Source organism: Pseudomonas sp. B21128, assembly GCF_044218865.1.
In the GTDB taxonomy this organism is placed as follows: domain Bacteria; phylum Pseudomonadota; class Gammaproteobacteria; order Pseudomonadales; family Pseudomonadaceae; genus Aquipseudomonas; species Aquipseudomonas iridis.
In genome coordinates, this window is the sequence record NZ_CP162590.1 from 1,679,855 (window position 1) to 1,697,005 (window position 17,151).

The 17,151-nt window shown below is 59.9% G+C and carries 22 protein-coding genes; 10 read left to right on the forward strand and 12 right to left on the reverse strand.

Features of this window, described 5'->3' with window-relative positions:
* The first annotated feature begins 8 nt into the window (after window positions 1-8).
* From ftsY to rpoH, 4 genes are all read left to right on the forward strand, one after another.
* A complete protein-coding gene (gene ftsY, locus AB4P91_RS07405; RefSeq protein WP_395604568.1) occupies window positions 9-1,529 on the forward strand; it encodes a signal recognition particle-docking protein FtsY in 1,521 nt (506 codons plus the stop codon).
* The gene (ftsE, locus tag AB4P91_RS07410) at window positions 1,526-2,197 is read left to right on the forward strand and encodes a cell division ATP-binding protein FtsE (RefSeq protein WP_042561559.1); all 672 of its coding nucleotides are present in this window, start codon (window positions 1,526-1,528) and stop codon (window positions 2,195-2,197) included. Before ftsY ends, ftsE begins: the two co-directional genes overlap by 4 nt.
* Window positions 2,194-3,219 (forward strand): permease-like cell division protein FtsX, encoded by a 1,026-nt coding sequence (gene ftsX, locus AB4P91_RS07415; protein WP_395604569.1) that lies wholly within the window; start codon window positions 2,194-2,196, stop codon window positions 3,217-3,219. Before ftsE ends, ftsX begins: the two co-directional genes overlap by 4 nt.
* Before the next feature lie 113 nt (window positions 3,220-3,332).
* Window positions 3,333-4,187: an RNA polymerase sigma factor RpoH gene (gene rpoH, locus AB4P91_RS07420; RefSeq protein ID WP_042561557.1), complete on the forward strand. Its 855-nt coding sequence runs from the start codon at window positions 3,333-3,335 to the stop codon at window positions 4,185-4,187.
* A gap of 178 nt (window positions 4,188-4,365) precedes the next feature.
* On the opposite strand, the gene mtgA is transcribed toward rpoH, so the two are convergent.
* Window positions 4,366-5,088 carry a monofunctional biosynthetic peptidoglycan transglycosylase gene (gene mtgA, locus AB4P91_RS07425; protein WP_150597575.1) on the reverse strand — a complete coding sequence of 241 codons (723 nt, stop codon included), beginning with the start codon at window positions 5,086-5,088 and terminating at the stop codon, window positions 4,366-4,368.
* Between the two features lie 74 nt (window positions 5,089-5,162).
* On the opposite strand from mtgA, the gene AB4P91_RS07430 reads away from it, so the two are divergent.
* The 4 genes from AB4P91_RS07430 (at window position 5,163) to trmB (ending at window position 7,404) form a co-directional block, all read left to right on the forward strand.
* Window positions 5,163-5,534 carry a DUF423 domain-containing protein gene (locus AB4P91_RS07430; RefSeq protein WP_042561555.1) on the forward strand — a complete coding sequence of 124 codons (372 nt, stop codon included), beginning with the start codon at window positions 5,163-5,165 and terminating at the stop codon, window positions 5,532-5,534.
* A gap of 80 nt (window positions 5,535-5,614) precedes the next feature.
* A complete protein-coding gene (gene thiS, locus AB4P91_RS07435; protein WP_162184594.1) occupies window positions 5,615-5,815 on the forward strand; it encodes a sulfur carrier protein ThiS in 201 nt (66 codons plus the stop codon).
* 60 nt (window positions 5,816-5,875) lie between these two features.
* Window positions 5,876-6,670 carry a thiazole synthase gene (locus AB4P91_RS07440; RefSeq protein ID WP_042561554.1) on the forward strand — a complete coding sequence of 265 codons (795 nt, stop codon included), beginning with the start codon at window positions 5,876-5,878 and terminating at the stop codon, window positions 6,668-6,670.
* An 8-nt stretch (window positions 6,671-6,678) separates the two neighbouring features.
* Entirely contained in the window at window positions 6,679-7,404 is a 726-nt protein-coding gene (trmB, locus tag AB4P91_RS07445) for a tRNA (guanosine(46)-N7)-methyltransferase TrmB (protein ID WP_042561553.1), read from the forward strand.
* A gap of 115 nt (window positions 7,405-7,519) precedes the next feature.
* Here trmB and AB4P91_RS07450 read toward each other — a convergent pair whose 3' ends face one another.
* The 10 genes from AB4P91_RS07450 to AB4P91_RS07495 form a co-directional block, all read right to left on the reverse strand.
* Complete coding sequence (locus AB4P91_RS07450; RefSeq protein WP_150593591.1) at window positions 7,520-7,843, reverse strand: DUF3392 domain-containing protein; 324 nt, start codon at window positions 7,841-7,843, stop codon at window positions 7,520-7,522.
* A gap of 35 nt (window positions 7,844-7,878) precedes the next feature.
* Window positions 7,879-9,084 (reverse strand): radical SAM family heme chaperone HemW, encoded by a 1,206-nt coding sequence (hemW, locus tag AB4P91_RS07455; protein ID WP_395604570.1) that lies wholly within the window; start codon window positions 9,082-9,084, stop codon window positions 7,879-7,881.
* A complete protein-coding gene (gene rdgB / locus AB4P91_RS07460) occupies window positions 9,081-9,677 on the reverse strand; it encodes an RdgB/HAM1 family non-canonical purine NTP pyrophosphatase (protein WP_042561550.1) in 597 nt (198 codons plus the stop codon). Before rdgB ends, hemW begins: the two co-directional genes overlap by 4 nt.
* Window positions 9,674-10,108, reverse strand: coding sequence for a DUF4426 domain-containing protein (locus AB4P91_RS07465; protein ID WP_150597572.1), 435 nt, complete (start codon window positions 10,106-10,108; stop codon window positions 9,674-9,676). The genes rdgB and AB4P91_RS07465 overlap by 4 nt, the downstream gene beginning before the upstream one ends.
* 18 nt (window positions 10,109-10,126) lie before the next feature.
* Window positions 10,127-10,747 carry a methionine biosynthesis protein MetW gene (metW, locus tag AB4P91_RS07470; RefSeq protein WP_150593595.1) on the reverse strand — a complete coding sequence of 207 codons (621 nt, stop codon included), beginning with the start codon at window positions 10,745-10,747 and terminating at the stop codon, window positions 10,127-10,129.
* Between the two features lie 7 nt (window positions 10,748-10,754).
* Window positions 10,755-11,894: a homoserine O-acetyltransferase gene (locus AB4P91_RS07475; protein ID WP_150593596.1), complete on the reverse strand. Its 1,140-nt coding sequence runs from the start codon at window positions 11,892-11,894 to the stop codon at window positions 10,755-10,757.
* Between the two features lie 294 nt (window positions 11,895-12,188).
* Window positions 12,189-12,485: a DUF167 domain-containing protein gene (locus AB4P91_RS07480; protein WP_150593597.1), complete on the reverse strand. Its 297-nt coding sequence runs from the start codon at window positions 12,483-12,485 to the stop codon at window positions 12,189-12,191.
* Window positions 12,482-13,072, reverse strand: a complete 591-nt coding sequence (locus AB4P91_RS07485) for a YggT family protein (protein WP_042561545.1) — start codon at window positions 13,070-13,072, stop codon at window positions 12,482-12,484. Before AB4P91_RS07485 ends, AB4P91_RS07480 begins: the two co-directional genes overlap by 4 nt.
* A 10-nt stretch (window positions 13,073-13,082) precedes the next feature.
* A complete protein-coding gene (proC, locus tag AB4P91_RS07490; protein ID WP_395604571.1) occupies window positions 13,083-13,901 on the reverse strand; it encodes a pyrroline-5-carboxylate reductase in 819 nt (272 codons plus the stop codon).
* A 23-nt stretch (window positions 13,902-13,924) separates the two neighbouring features.
* Window positions 13,925-14,611 carry a YggS family pyridoxal phosphate-dependent enzyme gene (locus AB4P91_RS07495; RefSeq protein WP_395604572.1) on the reverse strand — a complete coding sequence of 229 codons (687 nt, stop codon included), beginning with the start codon at window positions 14,609-14,611 and terminating at the stop codon, window positions 13,925-13,927.
* Between the two features lie 56 nt (window positions 14,612-14,667).
* On the opposite strand from AB4P91_RS07495, the gene AB4P91_RS07500 reads away from it, so the two are divergent.
* Window positions 14,668-15,702, forward strand: coding sequence for a type IV pilus twitching motility protein PilT (locus AB4P91_RS07500; protein ID WP_007953348.1), 1,035 nt, complete (start codon window positions 14,668-14,670; stop codon window positions 15,700-15,702).
* A 110-nt stretch (window positions 15,703-15,812) separates the two neighbouring features.
* Here the strand turns inward: AB4P91_RS07500 and AB4P91_RS07505 are convergent, their stop codons facing one another.
* Complete coding sequence (locus AB4P91_RS07505) at window positions 15,813-16,430, reverse strand: C40 family peptidase (protein WP_042561542.1); 618 nt, start codon at window positions 16,428-16,430, stop codon at window positions 15,813-15,815.
* 248 nt (window positions 16,431-16,678) lie between these two features.
* Here AB4P91_RS07505 and AB4P91_RS07510 point away from each other — a divergent pair, with 248 nt between their 5' ends.
* The gene (locus AB4P91_RS07510; protein ID WP_150593602.1) at window positions 16,679-17,113 is read left to right on the forward strand and encodes a TM2 domain-containing protein; all 435 of its coding nucleotides are present in this window, start codon (window positions 16,679-16,681) and stop codon (window positions 17,111-17,113) included.
* Window positions 17,114-17,151 lie beyond the last annotated feature (38 nt).

Sequence of the window (17,151 nt, forward strand, 5' to 3'; positions counted from 1 at the left end):
CGTCCTCCATGTTTGGTTCCAACGACGACAAGAAGACCCCAGCTGCGGCTGGCGAGAAGAAAAGCCTGTTCGGATGGCTGCGTAAGAAACCGCAGGAACCCGTCGTCGAACAGCCGCCCGCGATTCCTGAACCGGCCCCGGCGCCTGCTCCTCTAATAGAAGAAGAGCCGACGCCGATTGTGCTGCCGAATGCCGAACCGGTGTTGCAACCGGTTGAGCCAGAACCGGAGCCTGCAGCGCCTGTGGCCGTTGAGCTGCCGCTGACTCCGGCGGCTGAGCCATGGCTGATTTTGCCAGTGGCGGAAGAGCCGGTGGCGTTGGTTGAAGAGGCCGCGCCGCATATCACCCCGCAGATTCCTGCGCCGGCTGCGTTTGTTCCAGAGGTCGCTCCGACTCCTGTGGTGGCTGCGCCCGTAGTTTCAGAGCCTGCCCCTGAACCTATCGCTTCCGAGCCTGTTGCTCCGGTCGTTGCTGCTCCTGTTGCTCCAATCGTTCAACAGCCCGAGCCAGCACCTGCCCCCGTCGTTGCTGCTCCAGTCTTGCCGGTCGGAGCGGTTGCCGAAGCCCCCGTCGAAGCCCCGCGCACCGAAGAAACCAAGGCCGGTTTCTTCGCCCGCCTCAAGCAAGGTCTGTCGAAAACCAGTGCCAGCATTGGCGAGGGCATGGCCAGCCTGTTCCTGGGCCGCAAAACCATTGATGACGAGCTGCTGGATGACCTCGAAACCCGTCTGCTGACCGCCGACGTTGGCGTCGAAGCCACCACGCAGATCATCCAGCGTCTGACCCAAAAGGTCGCTCGCAAGGAGCTGGCCGACGCCGATGCGTTGTACAAATCCCTGCAGGCCGAACTGGCTGCGATGCTCAAACCGGTCGAGCAGCCGCTGAAAATCGTTTCGCAGAACAAGCCGTTCGTGATCCTTGTGGTCGGCGTCAACGGTGCCGGCAAAACCACCACCATCGGCAAACTGGCGAAGAAGCTGCAGCTGGAAGGCAAGAAAGTCATGCTGGCCGCCGGTGACACCTTCCGCGCTGCTGCGGTTGAGCAGTTGCAGGTCTGGGGCGAGCGCAACAAGATCCCGGTGATCGCCCAGCACACGGGCGCCGATTCCGCTTCAGTGATCTTCGATGCTGTACAAGCCGCCAAGGCGCGTGGCATCGACGTGTTGATCGCCGACACCGCCGGTCGTCTGCACACCAAAGACAATCTGATGGAAGAACTGAAAAAGGTTCGCCGTGTGATCGGCAAGCTCGACACCGACGCGCCGCACGAAGTGCTGCTGGTACTCGACGCCGGTACCGGCCAGAACGCCATCAACCAGGCCAAGCAATTCAACCAGACTGTCGAACTGACCGGCCTGGCGCTGACCAAACTCGACGGCACCGCCAAAGGTGGGGTGATCTTTGCCCTGGCCAAGCAGTTCGGTCTGCCGATTCGCTATATCGGCGTCGGCGAAGGCATCGACGATTTGCGTACCTTTGAAGCCGAACCCTTTGTCCAGGCACTCTTTGCCGAGCGGGAGCGTTCATGATTCGTTTCGAACAGGTCGGTAAACGCTACCCGAACGGACACGTCGGCTTGCATGAGCTGAGCTTTCGAGTCCGTCGCGGCGAGTTCTTGTTTGTCACCGGCCACTCCGGTGCCGGTAAATCCACGCTATTGCGCCTGTTGCTGGCGATGGAGCGTCCGACCAGCGGCAAGCTGCTGCTCGCCGGGCAAGACCTGAGCACCATCAGCAATGCGCAGATTCCGTTCCTGCGCAGGCAGATTGGTGTGGTGTTCCAGAACCACCAGTTGCTGTTTGATCGCACGGTGTTTAACAACGTCGCGTTGCCGTTGCAGATTCTCGGGCTGTCCAAGCCCGAAATCGCCAAGCGCGTCGATTCGGCGCTGGAGCGCGTGGCGCTGTCGGATAAAACCGATCTGTACCCGGGCGACTTGTCCACCGGTCAGCAACAGCGCGTCGGCATCGCCCGCGCCATCGTCCATCGTCCGGCCCTGCTGCTGGCGGACGAACCGACCGGTAACCTCGACCCGCGTCTGGCGGCCGAGATCATGGGGGTGTTCGAAGACATCAACCGCTTGGGCACCAGCGTGCTGATCGCCAGTCACGACCTGGCGCTGATCGCCCGTATGCGTCACCGCATGCTGACCTTGCAGCGTGGCCGATTGATCGGCGACGGGGAGGCCGGGGTATGAGTGCGACTCGCAGTCCGAAGGTTTCCGAGCGCGTGGCCCCGAAGGCCGCCGATCCGCAATCGGCCAAAAAGAAAAAACACGACGATGAGGACGGCCCTGACTTCGCCACGCTGTTCCGCGCCTGGGTTGAAAGCCATCGCGCCAGCCTGCTCGACAGCCTGCGTCGTCTCGGCAAGCAGCCGATCGGCAGTTTCTTCACCTGCATGGTGATGGCGGTGGCGCTGAGCCTGCCGATGGGGCTTTCGCTGTTGCTCAATAACGTCGAGCGTCTCGGCGGATCGTGGCAGCGTGCGGCGCAGATCTCGCTGTACCTGCAACTCGACGCCAGCCCGGAGCAGGGCGAGTCGTTGCGCGAACAGATCAAAGGCATGCCTGGCGTAGCTGATGCTGAATATGTCGGCCGCGATCAGGCGCTGGAAGAGTTTCAACAGCAGTCCGGTTTGGGCGAAGCCCTGCGCGAGCTGCCGGAAAACCCGCTGCCGGGCGTGGTGCTGGTGACGCCTAACGAGGTCGACAAGACCACCCTGGAAGCATTAAGACAAAAACTTTCCGAGCTGCCCAAGGTACAACAGGCGCAACTTGATCTAGTCTGGGTCGAGCGTCTGGCCGCCATCCTCAAACTCGGCGATCGTTTTGTCTTCGGTCTGACGGTGCTGCTGGTTTCTGCATTACTTTTGGTGATAGGCAATACCATTCGTCTTCATATTGAAAACCGCCGCACAGAGATAGAAGTGATTAAACTTGTCGGCGGCACTGACAGCTATGTACGGCGTCCCTTCCTTTATATGGGCGCGTTGTATGGCTTCGGTGCGGGGCTGTTGTCCTGGGGCGTATTGGCGTTCGGCCTGGACTGGCTGAACGATGCGGTGGTTGGATTGGCCGGCTTGTACGGCAGTGATTTCGCGCTGGCCGGAGTGCCAGTTGCCGATGGTCTGTCGCTCTTGCTTGGCGCGGTGCTGTTGGGTTATATCGGTGCATGGATTGCAGTCGCACGTCATCTCAGGGAGCTGGCGCCGAAGTAGAATCTTTTTTGCGCGTGATTGGCCTTACGGTTTTTGGGAACTTGTACTTGAGTTCCCGGTCAATTTTTCGCAGTGCTGAGAAGCACGAGTATGTAAGTCGGAGGTTTTTTCGTATGACCAATTCTTTGCAACCTGCGTACGCGTTGGTTCCAGGCGCAAACCTGGAAGCCTATGTGCACACCGTGAACAGCATTCCATTGCTGACGCCGGAGCAGGAGCGTGAACTGGCCGAGAGTCTCTATTATGAGCAGGATTTGGGGGCGGCTCGGCAGATGGTGCTCGCCCACCTGCGTTTTGTCGTACACATCGCCCGTAGCTATAGCGGCTACGGTCTGGCTCAGGCTGACCTGATCCAGGAAGGTAACGTCGGCCTGATGAAGGCCGTAAAGCGCTTCAACCCGGAAATGGGTGTGCGCCTGGTGTCGTTCGCTGTGCACTGGATCAAGGCGGAAATTCACGAGTTCATCCTGCGCAACTGGCGCATTGTGAAAGTCGCGACCACCAAGGCCCAGCGCAAGCTGTTCTTCAACCTGCGCAGCCAGAAGAAACGTCTGGCGTGGCTGAATAACGAGGAAGTCCACCGTGTGGCGGAAAGCCTCGGCGTCGAACCGCGTGAAGTGCGCGAGATGGAAAGTCGCCTGACCGGCCATGACATGGCTTTCGACCCGGCTGCGGAAGCGGACGACGACAGCGCTTTCCAGTCGCCGGCCAACTATCTGGAAGACCACCGGTACGACCCGGCGCGTCAACTGGAAGATGCCGACTGGAGCGACAACTCCAACAACAACCTGCACGAAGCTTTGGAAGTGCTGGACGAACGCAGCCGCGACATCCTCTACCAGCGCTGGCTGGCAGAAGAGAAGGCCACGCTGCACGACCTGGCGCAGAAGTACAACGTGTCGGCCGAGCGAATCCGTCAGCTCGAAAAGAGTGCGATGAACAAGCTCAAATTGTCGATTGCCGCCTAACCGGCGCCTCGACAATAAAAAACGCCCCGAACAGCGATGATCGGGGCGTTTTTGTTTTGGCTCAACATACAATCAATTTGGGAGCGAGCTTGCTCGCGAATGCGCTATGGCAGTTACATAACTGCTGAATGACGCAGCGCTTTCGCGAGCAAGCTCGCTCCCACAGGGATTCACCGTGTTAGTGGGACCAAGGCGATCGCCGCGAATCATTTAGTCCCGCCAGATAACTCGTCCCACCCAACTGACTCATTTGCTGTCGAATCCACCCGGCCCGGCGCGCGACATAAGCCGTCGGATGGCTCGCGCTCCACACCCGCGGGTTGGGCAACACCGCCGCCAGATAACTCGCCTGCTGTCGGGACAACGACTTCGCGCTCACGCCGAAATGATGTCGCGCGGCGGCTTCGGCGCCAAACACGCCGTCATCCCACTCGACACTGTTCAGATACACCTCGAGAATCCGCTGTTTGGGCCATAACACCTCGATCAGCGCAGTAAACCAGGCCTCCAGGCCTTTACGCAGATAGCTGCGCCCGGCCCACAGAAACAGGTTTTTCGACACTTGCTGGCTCAACGTACTGGCGCCGCGAATGGAGCCGCCGAGTTCGTTGTGCGCCAGCGCTGCCTGGATTGCGCTGAAATCAAAGCCCCAGTGCTCGGGAAACTTCTGGTCTTCGCCAGCCATGACCGCCACTTTGAGATCGTCGGAAATCTCGTCCCACGGCTTCCAGGTACGCTGCAGGTCGATCGGCTCGCCGTCTATCCAGGATTCGACCTTGCGCTCGACCATCAGCGCGGTGCCTGGCGGCGGTACGAAGCGAAATACCAGAACCAGCAATACGCTGCCCCCCGCGAACCAGAGCAGGGCCTTCGTAAGACGACGGAAAATTGAACGCAACATAGAGATGGCTTGGCCGAACCCGTGGAGCGGGCCATTATACAGACCCTGCCGATCGCGTCTGACTGGAGTTCCCAATGCTGCGTGGCTTTTTGATGCTGGCCGCTTTTTTTGGTTTCACGGGTGTCGCGCTGGGTGCGTTTGCCGCCCACGGCCTGAAAAGCCGTCTGACCCCTGAGTATCTGGCGATTTTCCACACGGGCGTCACCTATCAACTGGTGCATACACTGGCGTTATTCGGTGTGGCATTGCTGGCTACGCAGATTCAGGGGCGACTGGTCACTTGGGCCGGTATCTCGTTCACTGTCGGTATCCTGCTGTTTTCCGGCAGCCTCTACCTGCTGACCACCACCGGCATCAGCAAGCTCGGCATCATTACCCCGTTCGGCGGGCTGGCGTTTCTCGTCGGCTGGGTGTGCCTGGGCCTGGCTGCCTGGCGCTTGCAATGAACCGCTTGACGCTTGGTGCTGACCTTTAGGTCATGATCGGGCTAGAATGCCAGCCCCTAAAAATGATGGCGGCATTGCGCATGCGCATTCAGTTGAACGGTGAATCCCTTGAACTGCCCGACGGTGAAACCGTTGCGGCCCTGCTGACCCGTCTGGATCTGACCGGACGCCGGGTGGCGGTCGAACTCAATCTGGATATCGTCCCGCGCAGCCAGCATGCCGACACCGCGCTAAACGACGGCGATAACGTCGAGGTGGTTCACGCCATCGGCGGCGGCTAATCGCCTGGCCCACACGGGCACAGAATTCTGCAAGACCCTCACCCCTAAAGAGGATTCCCCATGAGCATCGTTCGTAGCGACAAGCCTTTTGTGCTGGCCGGTCGTACTTACCAGTCGCGTTTGCTGGTCGGTACCGGCAAGTACCGTGACATGGAAGAAACCCGTCAGGCCATCGAAGCCTCGGGTGCCGAGATCGTCACCTTCGCCGTGCGCCGCACCAACCTCGGCCAGATCGAAGGCGAACCGAACCTGCTCGACGTATTGTCGCCGGATCGCTACACCTTCCTGCCGAACACCGCCGGTTGCTACGACGCCATCGAAGCCGTGCGCACCTGCCGCCTGGCCCGTGAGCTGCTCGACGGCCACAATCTGGTGAAGCTGGAAGTACTCGCTGACCAGAAAACCCTGTTCCCCAACGTGATCGAAACCCTCAAGGCCGCCGAAACACTGGTCAAGGAAGGTTTCGACGTGATGGTTTACACCAGTGATGACCCGATCATCGCCCGTCAACTGGCGGAAATCGGCTGCATCGCCGTCATGCCGCTGGCCGGTCTGATTGGTTCTGGCCTGGGTATCTGCAATCCGTACAACCTGCAGATCATCCTTGAAGAAGCAAAGATTCCGGTATTGGTAGACGCCGGTGTCGGCACCGCTTCCGATGCCACCATCGCCATGGAACTGGGCTGTGACGCAGTGCTGATGAACTCGGCCATTGCCCACGCGGGTCAGCCAGTGATGATGGCCCAAGCCATGCAACACGCGATCGTCGCGGGCCGTCTGGCCTACCTCGCCGGCCGCATGCCGAAAAAACTCTATGCCAGCGCCTCTTCGCCGCTGGATGGTCTGATCAAGTAAGAGCCAAGATGACTGAATCGAACGACACGCCTATCCAGCCGGAAGAGGGCGACGAGCGCCAACACCGCCGCATCAAGAGTTTTGTGATGCGCGCCGGGCGCATGACCGAAGGCCAGCAGAAAGGCCTGGATCAAGGCGCACCGCTGTTCGTGCTGCCATTGGCCGATGAGCCGGTCGATTACGATCAGGTTTTCGGCCGATCGGCACCGCGCTCGCTGGAAATCGGTTTCGGCATGGGCCATTCGCTGCTGGAAATGGCCGCTGCTGCGCCGGATCAGGACTTCATCGGCGTTGAAGTTCACCGTCCGGGTGTCGGCGCGCTGCTCAATGGCGTACTGACGCAGGGCCTGACCAACCTGCGGGTCTACGATTGCGATGCGATCGAAGTGCTCAACCGCTGCATCGCCGACAACAGCCTCGACCGCCTGATGCTGTTTTTCCCGGATCCGTGGCACAAAAGCCGTCACCACAAGCGTCGTATCGTCCAGGCGTCGTTCGCTGAACTGGTGCGCAGCAAGTTGAAGGTCGGCGGCATTCTGCACATGGCTACTGACTGGGAGCCGTACGCCGAGTACATGCTGGAGGTCATGAACGTCGCCCCGGGCTACCGCAACCTCGCCGAAGACGGCAAGTGCGTACCGCGCCCGGCCGAACGCCCGATCACCAAGTTCGAACGCCGCGGCGAACGTCTTGGGCACGGCGTGTGGGATCTGAAGTTCGAAAAGCAGTCGTAATAAATGTGGGAGCGGGCTTGCCCGCGATGAGGCCATGACATTCAACATTTTTGTCGACTGTTATGCCGCCATCGCGGGCAAGCCCGCTCCCACAGTGTTTTGTGTTGTATTCGATTCAGCGGCGGTCGGCGACTACGCCGATCAGCACCAGTACCACCAACAACACCGGCGCCAGGCTGTAGTTGTTGAACTGGCTCAGGCCTTTGATCACCCAGGGTGTGGCGTAGATCAGCGCCGCGCCGCTACCGACCATGCACAGCAGCGCCATCAGCGGTACGCGCAGGGCGCCGGCAATGCTGCCCAGACGTTGCTCTACCCAACCTTTGAAGTCAGCGCCGAACAGCACCAGCAGGCAGCCCACCAGTGCCAGGGCGATTTCCGAGAGGTTGCTGCGGCTCCAGCGGGAGACGGTGGCGAGCAGGTCGAGTATCAAATCCATGGGTTTTTCCTTAGGGCTGCCATTGGGCGTTGGGCTCAGCTCAGAAATTTCTGCAGCAAATCGTTGAGGAACAATTGTCCGCGCTCGGTGGCCGCCAGACGTGACGGTTCGACCTGCAACAGGCCGCTTTGTTCTGCGTCGCGGCGGCCTTCAGCGAGACTGTCCAGCGACAGGCCGGTGCGCTCCGGATACAGGCGCGACGCCACACCATCAGTCAGACGCAACGCGTTCATCAGAAAGTCGAACGGCAGCTCATCATTGGTCAAGGCCTTCTCGCCAGCCTGAAAGCTTTTTGCCGGGTTGAGGTAGTCTTTCGGCAAGCGCGTCTTCCACGTCCGTACGATGCGGCCGTCCGGATGACTCAACTTGCCATGTGCACCCGCGCCAATCCCGATGAAGTCCCCAAAGCTCCAGTAGTTGAGGTTATGCCGCGCCGGGCGCCCGGCCTGGGCATAAGCCGACACTTCGTATTGCGCGTAACCGTGTTCAGCCAGCAATGCCTGCCCGGCCTCTTGAATGTCCCACAACGTGTCGTCTTCCGGCAGCACCGGCGGCTGATTCCAGAACACGGTGTTCGGCTCCAGCGTCAGTTGGTACCAGGAGATATGCGTGGGATTCAGGTCGATGGCCTGGCGCAGATCGCTCAGCGCATCGTCCAGCGACTGATCGGGCAAACCGTGCATCAAGTCGAGGTTGAAGTTATCGAACCCGGCCTGACGGGCCATGCCAGCGGCACGCACCGCTTCGTCGCCGTTATGGATACGCCCGAGGGCCTTGAGTTTTTCCTGCTGGAAACTTTGAATACCGATCGACAGGCGATTGATCCCCAGCTTGCGGTACGCAACGAACTTCTCTTGCTCGAAGGTGCCGGGGTTGGCTTCCAGGGTGATTTCGATGTCGTGAGCAAACGGAATGCGCTGCTCGACGCCCTCCAGCAAGCGCCCCAGCGCCTCGGCGCTGAACAGGCTCGGCGTACCGCCACCGAAGAAAATCGAGCTGATTTCGCGACCGTAGACCGCATGCAGATCCTGATCGAGGTCGGCCAGCAACGCATCGACGTACTCCTGCTCCGGCAGCACCGGGCTGGCGGTGTGCGAGTTGAAGTCGCAATACGGGCATTTACGCACACACCACGGGATGTGGATGTACAACGACAGGGGCGGCAACGTCGGCAACGGCGCCCGTGGCGAAGAAACGGCGCCGCCGACTATCAGCGACGACGCAGAAGAGTCACGGGTCATTTCAAGCCCAGACGCTGGCGCAGCAGATCCATTGCACGGGCGCGGTGGCTGATCTGGTTCTTGTCGGCAGGCGTCAGCTCGGCGCTGGAGCAATCACGCTCCGGCACCCAGAACAGCGGGTCGTAACCAAAACCGTGTTCGCCGCTGGCCGCCGTCAGCATGCGCCCGTGCCACAAGCCTTCGCAGAGGATCGGCAACGGATCGTCGGCGTGACGCACCAGTGCCAGAACACAAACGAACTGCGCGCCGCGCTCGGCCTCAGGAACGTCCTTCAAGGCATCGAGCAGTTTGGCGTTGTTTGCCGCATCGCCCTTGCCGTCGGCATAACGCGCCGAGTAGATGCCAGGCGCACCGCCGAGGAAATCCACGGCCAGACCGGAATCGTCGGCCAGCGCCGGCAGCCCGGAAATGCGTGCGGCATTGCGTGCCTTGAGGATCGCGTTCTCGACGAACGACAGACCGGTTTCTTCCGGCTCCACGTTGCTCCACTCACCGATCGAGCGCAGTTGCACCGACTCGCCGAGCATGGCCTGGAGTTCCTTGAGTTTGCCGGCGTTGTGGCTGGCCAGTACGAGCTGCTTGAGGTTCATCATTCGCCGGGGAAAAGTTCTTGGTTGAAATTGAGGGTGTTGATCTTGTCGCCGTTCTGCACCTTGATTTCAAAGGTGCGGGTTTCCTGCTGTTCCACCGGGTACTGGGCGATGTAATAGATCGCGCCCTGTTCGGTGACCTGGCGGAAGTTCAGCGGCACGCTTTTGCTGGTCAAGTCTTTGACCGTGCCGGTGACATTGGCGACCATGGGTTTGCCGTCCTTGATCACCGAGACATTGATCACGCCTTGGTTCTTGCTGCGGATCAGTTCGGCAGCCTTGGCGATGTCAGGCGTGAGAAAGGTGGAATTAAAGGTGTTGTAGTGAACGGTGACATCACCAAACACTTCCTTGCGCTCGCCCTTGATCGCGTCGGCGGCGACCGCCGAAAAGCTCAGACATGCCGCCAACAGCGTGCCAATCAAACGTCTCATGCTCGTTCTCCTCGAATGTCAGACCGCGATTTGGTGATCTGTCAGTACCGGGCTGCTGACGCGGTAGATACCAATCTCACCTAATAGATTAGGCCATAGCTTACTGGCCCACCCGTGGCGGTGCTGTTGATCCACGGCAAGCCGATCAATGACCTTGGCGTCACGTTCGCGGCAAAGTTCTTCAAAGTCTTCGAAGGTGCAGAAGTGAATGTTCGGCGTGTTGTACCAGGTGTAAGGCAAAAACTCCGACACCGGCATGCGCCCCTTGCTCGCCAGATACCAGCGGCAGCGCCAGTGGCCGAAATTGGGGAAGGTGATGATGCACTGACGACCGACCCGCAGCATTTCGTCGAGGATCTTGTCCGGGTAGTGCACGGCTTGCAGGGCCTGGGTCATGACGACGATGTCGAAACTGTTGCTGGCAAAGTTGCCGAGGCCCTTGTCCAGATCCTGCTCGATGACGTTGACGCCTTTGGCCACGCACTGGGCAATGTTGTCAGCGTCGTTTTCCAGGCCATAACCGGTGACCTGCTTGTTGTCGCGCAGCCAGGTCAGCAGTTCGCCGTCACCGCAACCGAGGTCGAGGACGCGGCTGCCGGCGGGGATCCATTCCTGGATGATTTCCAGATCAGCTCTCATGGCTTTCTCACAGCGTGATGCGGTTCATGTAATTGCCGAACGCCTGCAAGTAGCGAGGGATCGGAATCAGGAAGGCGTCGTGGCCCTGCGGTGCGTCGATTTCCAGATAGCTGACGTCTTTGCGCGCCGCCATCAGTGCATCCACCAGCTCACGCGAGCGCGCCGGGGAGAAGCGCCAGTCGGTGGTGAACGACATCACGCAGAACCGGGCAGTGGCGTTCTCGAAGGTTTTCGCCAGGTTATCGTCGAAGTTCGCCGCCGGATCAAAGTAATCCAGCGCCTTGGTCATCAACAGATAGGTGTTGGCGTCGAAGCGTCCGGAGAACTCTTCGCCCTGATAACGCAGGTAGCTTTCGACCTGGAACTCGACACTGTGGAAGTCGTAATTGAGCTTTTCGCTCTTCAGGCCACGGCCAAACTTCTCGCCCATCGAGTCGTCGGACAGGTAGGTGATATGGCCGACCATGCGCGCCAGCATCAGGCCGCGCTTGGGGATTACACCCGCTTCCTGGAACGAACCACCGTGGAATTCGGGGTCAGTGAGAATCGCCTGGCGCGCCACTTCATTGAACGCGATGTTCTGCGCCGACAGCTTGGGCGCCGAAGCGATGGCCAGGCAGTGACGCACGCGATCCGGGTAAGTGATGGTCCATTGCAGCGCCTGCATACCACCGAGGCTACCGCCGATCACCGCGGCCCACTGGCCGATGCCGAGCAGGTCAGCGAGACGCGCCTGGCTGTGCACCCAGTCTTCCACGGTGAGCACCGGGAAGTCGGCACCGAACGGTTTGCCGGTCTCGGGGTTGATGCTGCTCGGGCCGGTGGAGCCGTTGCAGCCGCCCAGGTTATTCAGGCTGACCACGAAGAACTTGCGGGTGTCGATCGGTTTGCCGGGGCCGATGCAGCTGTCCCACCAACCGGGTTTGCGGTCGTCGACGCTGTGATAACCGGCGGCGTGATGATGGCCGGACAAGGCGTGGCAGATCAGCACGGCGTTGCTCGCCTGTGCGTTCAGCGTGCCGTAGGTTTCGTAGATCAGGTCATAGGCTGGCAGCGAGCGACCGCAGGCCAGGGCCAGAGGTTCGCTGAAGTGCGCCGTTTGCGGCGTCACCAGACCCACAGAATCGGGGGGAAAGGCAGTTGGCATCGACCCTGCTCTCGTTGAAATGAGGCGTAAGTCTAAAGACCGCGGGGGTTAGCAGCAAGCAGCCCTCACCCTAACCCTCTCCCAGAGGGAGAGGGGACTGACCGAGGGGTTCTCTCGAGCTACACCGACCTGATTTATCGAGCCGAACTCAGGCCTCGAAAAGCACCAAAATCGGCTCCCTGATCCAGCGGCAAGGGGGGCTAAGTAGGGGGACTCAGGCCCCGAAAACACCGAAGATCGGCCCCCTCTCCCTCGGGAGAGGGCTGGGGTGAGGGGCAGGGGTGCCACAAAAATTCAGGACGAGCGCCCAGCCAACCCCGGCAAATCCGGCAACTTCTTCGGCGAGCAAATCTTCACCCGTTTCTGCCGGTTCAACTCGCCACTGAGCAAACTGACCTGGCTCTTGGACACCCCAAACGCCTTGGCCAGAAAGCCCATCAGATACGCATTGGCCTTGCCCTCGACCGGTGGCGCAGTCAGGCGGATTTTCAGGCGATCACCGTGCAGCCCGCAGAAATCATCGCTGCGGGCGGCCGGTTGCAGGTGACACTCCAGAATCAGGTCGTCACCGTCCCAACGAAACCAGCTCACATCAGCAGACGGAGGATTTCCGGCATCATCGTCATCGCCGCCAGATTGTTGATCACCAGCATGTCGATCAGCTTCAGCGCGAGGAAGGCGAAGATCGGCGACAGATCCAGACCACCGAGGTTAGGCAGGAATTTGCGGAACGGCGCCAGGGCTGGCTCGCAGATCTGGTTGACCAGCTCAGCGCCCGGGTTGTGGCTGCCCGGAGCGACCCAGGACAGGATCACGCTGATGATCAGGGCAAAGAAGAAGATCTTCAGGAACAGCGCAGTCACGCCGATCAGCGACCAGATAAGCAGTTGCAGCGGGTTGCCGATGGTGCCGTAAGTCAGCAGCAGGGTCAGCGCCATCAACGCCAGTTGCACCAGAATCGCCAGCACCAGCGACGACATGTCCAGACCGAACATGCTCGGGATGATCCGGCGAAGCGGCTTGAGCAGCGGCTGAGTCGCTTTGACGATGAACTGGCAAAGCGGGTTGTAGAAATTCGCCCGCACCAGTTGCAGGACAAAGCGCAGCAGCACGATCAGCAGGTACAGACTGCCGAGGGTTTGCAGCACGTAAACCGCTGCAGTGTTCAATCCAATCATGTAAGGCTCCTTATTTGCCCAGTTGTTCGGCCATTTCGGCCGAGCGGTGCGCGGCGGCGCCGAGTGCTTTTTCCACCAGAGCCTCGAAGCCCCCGGCCTGAAACGATTTGATCGCGGCTTCGGTGGTACCGGCCGGCGAGGTCACGCGACGACGCAGTTCGGCAGCATCGACGTCACTGGCCGCTGCCATGTGCGCGGCGCCCAGTGCGGTTTGCAGGGTCAGTTGTTCAGCGGTTTCTTTCGGCAGGCCGAGTTTGACGCCGGCGGCGGTCATGGCTTCGATCAGCAGGAAGAAGTACGCAGGGCCGGAACCGGAAACGGCAGTCACCGCATCGAGTTGTTGTTCTTCATCCAGCCACAGCACGATGCCGACGGCGGACAGCAGCTCTTCGGCTTGCTGGCGTTGCTCGGCGGTTACTTCGCGGGTGGCGTACAGACCGCTGGCGCCCTGACGCAGCAGCGCCGGGGTGTTGGGCATGCAGCGCACGATCGGCTGCTCGCCGAGCCATGCAGTCATGCTCGCGCAGGTAATGCCAGCGGCGATGGAGACCACCAGTTGATCGGGCTTGAGGCTCGGGCGAATCGCTTCGCAAACGGCTTTCATCGCCTGGGGTTTGACCGCGAGCACGACAACGTCGACGCCTTCGATGGCCTGGGCGTTGTCGGCGAAAGTTTCAATGCCGTGTTCGGCGCTGACCTTGGCGCGGGTTTCTTCGCCCGGGTCGCTGGCGCGGATGTGTGCAGCTTCCAGACCCTTGGCCCGCAGGCCGCCGATCAAACTGGCGGCCATGTTGCCGGCACCGATGAAGGCAATACGTGTGTTGCTCATGTCAGGTCCTTATCTGGAAAATTTCAAGATTGGGAATAGTCGCGCGCACCAAACAGGGCGGTACCAATCCGCACCCAGGTGGCGCCTTGGGCAATGGCCGACTCAAGGTCATGGCTCATGCCCATGGAAAGTGTGTCGAGCGGCAGATTCAGGCTGGCCTGCAAACGTTGCACGGCAGCAAACGCGGCGTCCTGTTCGGCGCGATCTTCAGTCGGCTCGGGAATCGCCATCAAGCCGCGCAGCTTAAGGCGTGGCAGGGCGCTGATGGCATTCGCCAGCGCCGGCAGGTCGGCCGCGGTGCAGCCGGACTTGCTGGCCTCACCGCTGACGTTGACCTGAATACAGATGTTCAGCGGCGGCAGGTCGGCCGGGCGCTGTTCGGACAGGCGCTGGGCAATTTTCAGACGATCCACGGAGTGCACCCATTCGAAATGCTCGGCAATCGCGCGAGTCTTGTTCGATTGAATGGGGCCGATGAAGTGCCAGATCAAGGGCAGGTCGGCCAGTTCGAGCTGTTTGCTCAGCGCCTCTTGCAGATAGTTCTCGCCAAAGTCCCGCAGGCCGGCGGCATGAGCTTCGCGCAGCGCCTCGGCAGGTTTGGTTTTGCTCACGGCCAGCAACTGCACGCTGTTTTCAGCGCGTCCGGCAGCAGCGGTGGCGGCCTGGATGCGCGAACTAACCTGAAGGATGTTGTCTGCTATCGTGGACATCAAGAGGCGCCGTGGGTCTGAAGGTTCGCGGCATTCTACTGGAATTGAGGAGCGCTATGGATATCACTGAACTGCTGGCCTTCAGCGCCAAACAGGGCGCTTCCGACCTGCACCTGTCGGCCGGTCTGCCGCCGATGATCCGCGTCGATGGCGATGTGCGGCGGATCAATCTGCCGGCGCTGGACCACAAGCAGGTGCACGAATTGATCTACGACATCATGAACGACACCCAGCGGGTCGACTTCGAGAAACATCTGGAAACCGACTTTTCCTTCGAAGTCCCCGGCGTGGCGCGGTTTCGGGTCAATGCCTTCAATCAGAATCGTGGCGCGGGTGCCGTGTTCCGCACCATTCCCTCGAAAGTGCTGAGCATGGAAGATCTCGCCATGGGCGACGTCTTCCGCAAGATCACCGATGCTCCGCGCGGGTTGGTGCTGGTCACCGGGCCGACCGGTTCCGGCAAGTCGACCACGCTGGCGGCGATGATCGACTACCTCAACACCCATCGCCACCATCACATCCTGACCATCGAAGATCCGATCGAGTTTGTTCACGAATCGCGCAAATGCCTGATCAATCAGCGTGAAGTCCACCGCGATACCCGCAGTTTCGCTACGGCTCTGCGTTCAGCGCTGCGTGAAGACCCGGACGTGATCCTGGTGGGCGAGATGCGCGACCTGGAGACCATTCGTCTGGCGCTGACTGCCGCCGAGACCGGGCACCTGGTATTCGGCACGCTGCACACGACGTCTGCCGCGAAAACCATCGACCGTGTGGTGGACGTGTTCCCCGGTGACGAGAAATCCATGGTGCGTTCGATGCTGTCGGAGTCACTGCTGGCAGTGGTCTCGCAGACGTTGATCAAGAAGATCGGCGGCGGGCGGGTGGCGGCGCACGAAATCATGCTGGGAACGTCAGCGATCCGTAACCTGATCCGCGAGGACAAGGTGGCGCAGATGTATTCGGCGATTCAGACCGGTGGGTCGCTGGGGATGCAGACACTGGATATGTGCCTGAAAGATCTGGTGACCAAGGGCTTGATCAGTCGCGAGCATGCGCGGGAGAAGGCGCGTACGCCGGATAACTTTTAAAAGCAAAAGATCGCAGCCTTCGGCAGCTCCTACACAGGTCAGATCGTCCACATATCGGGGATGAACACAAAATCCTGTAGGCGCTGCCGAAGGCTGCGATCTTTTGACCTTTAGCGCTGAACCACGCGCATCTGGCTTTGCTCTTTGGGCAATACACGCTTGGCAACCACGTAATGTTTCTGCCAATACGGCTTGTTCAGCGTATCGATGCTCACCGACTTGCCACGACGTGGCGCGTGGATAAAGCGGTCGTTGCCCATGTAGATGGCCACGTGATTGACCCGACGGCTCTTGAGTTTGAAGAAAATCAGGTCGCCCGGTTTCAAATCCTTGCGGTCGACTTTCTCACCGTGGCCGCTGGCCATGGCATTGGAGGTGCGTGGCAGATCGAATGTGGCGTCGTTGAACGCGTATTTCACCAGGCCGCTGCAATCAAAGCCTTTACTTGGGCTGCTGCCGCCCCAACGATAAGGAGTACCGAGGACGTTTACGGCGCGGCTCAGGACATTGCTGCTTTCCTTGCTCGCCATTGGCGGCACCAGACTGCTGCGGCTTTTGCTGCTCAGCGTGGTGATTTTGCTTTGTTTGCTTTTGCTCGATGGGGCAGAAGCATGGGATTTAGGGGTAAAGCCGTTAACGTTGGGAAGACGTTGCTCACGATTGGTGGCGTGGGCGGCCAGTGGCATTAATAGGCAAATAGTTAGCCATGTCTTGAAAAATGGTCGCATTAGGCGTGGCTCTTAAGTGATAGCGCGCAACTTTATAACAGCTTTTTTGTGACTTCCGAGGCCGTTGGTCGATTCAAACGGGAGGCAACGGAACCAAATAAGCGGCAAATTGACGCGATTGTCGGACAGAGGTCCGGTGCTATAAGGCTTTCACGGTAGCGACGGTAACATTTGCCATACGTCGGCTACCTGTAAAAAAGTCACAAAGAATTCAAGAATATTTATCTATCGAGTGCATCGAGGTCTTCATGAACAGCTATCAGCTACCCCGTGTGAAGGAAAAAACCACCCACAGCAAAATCATCGGTTACCTGCTGTGGATCTTCGGATTTACCGGTGCCCACCGCTTTTATTACGGCAAGCCGGTGACCGGGACGATCTGGTTTTTCACCTTCGGTTTGCTGGGAATTGGCTGGCTGATCGACCTGTTTCTGATCCCGGCAATGGATCGTGAAGCAGATCTGCGCTTTGCCGACGGGCCGATCGAGTACAACGTGGCGTGGATTCTGCTGACGTTTCTCGGCGTGCTGGGCGTGCACCGGATGTACCAGGGCAAGTGGATCAGCGGCTTGCTGTATCTACTGACCGGCGGGTTGTTCTTCGTTGGCGTGCTGTATGACTTCTGGACACTGAATGATCAGGTCTCGGTGCGCAACGCGCAGAACCGCGGCACCTTTCAGTAGGCCTTCGCGAGCAAGCTCGCTCCCACATTGGATCTGTC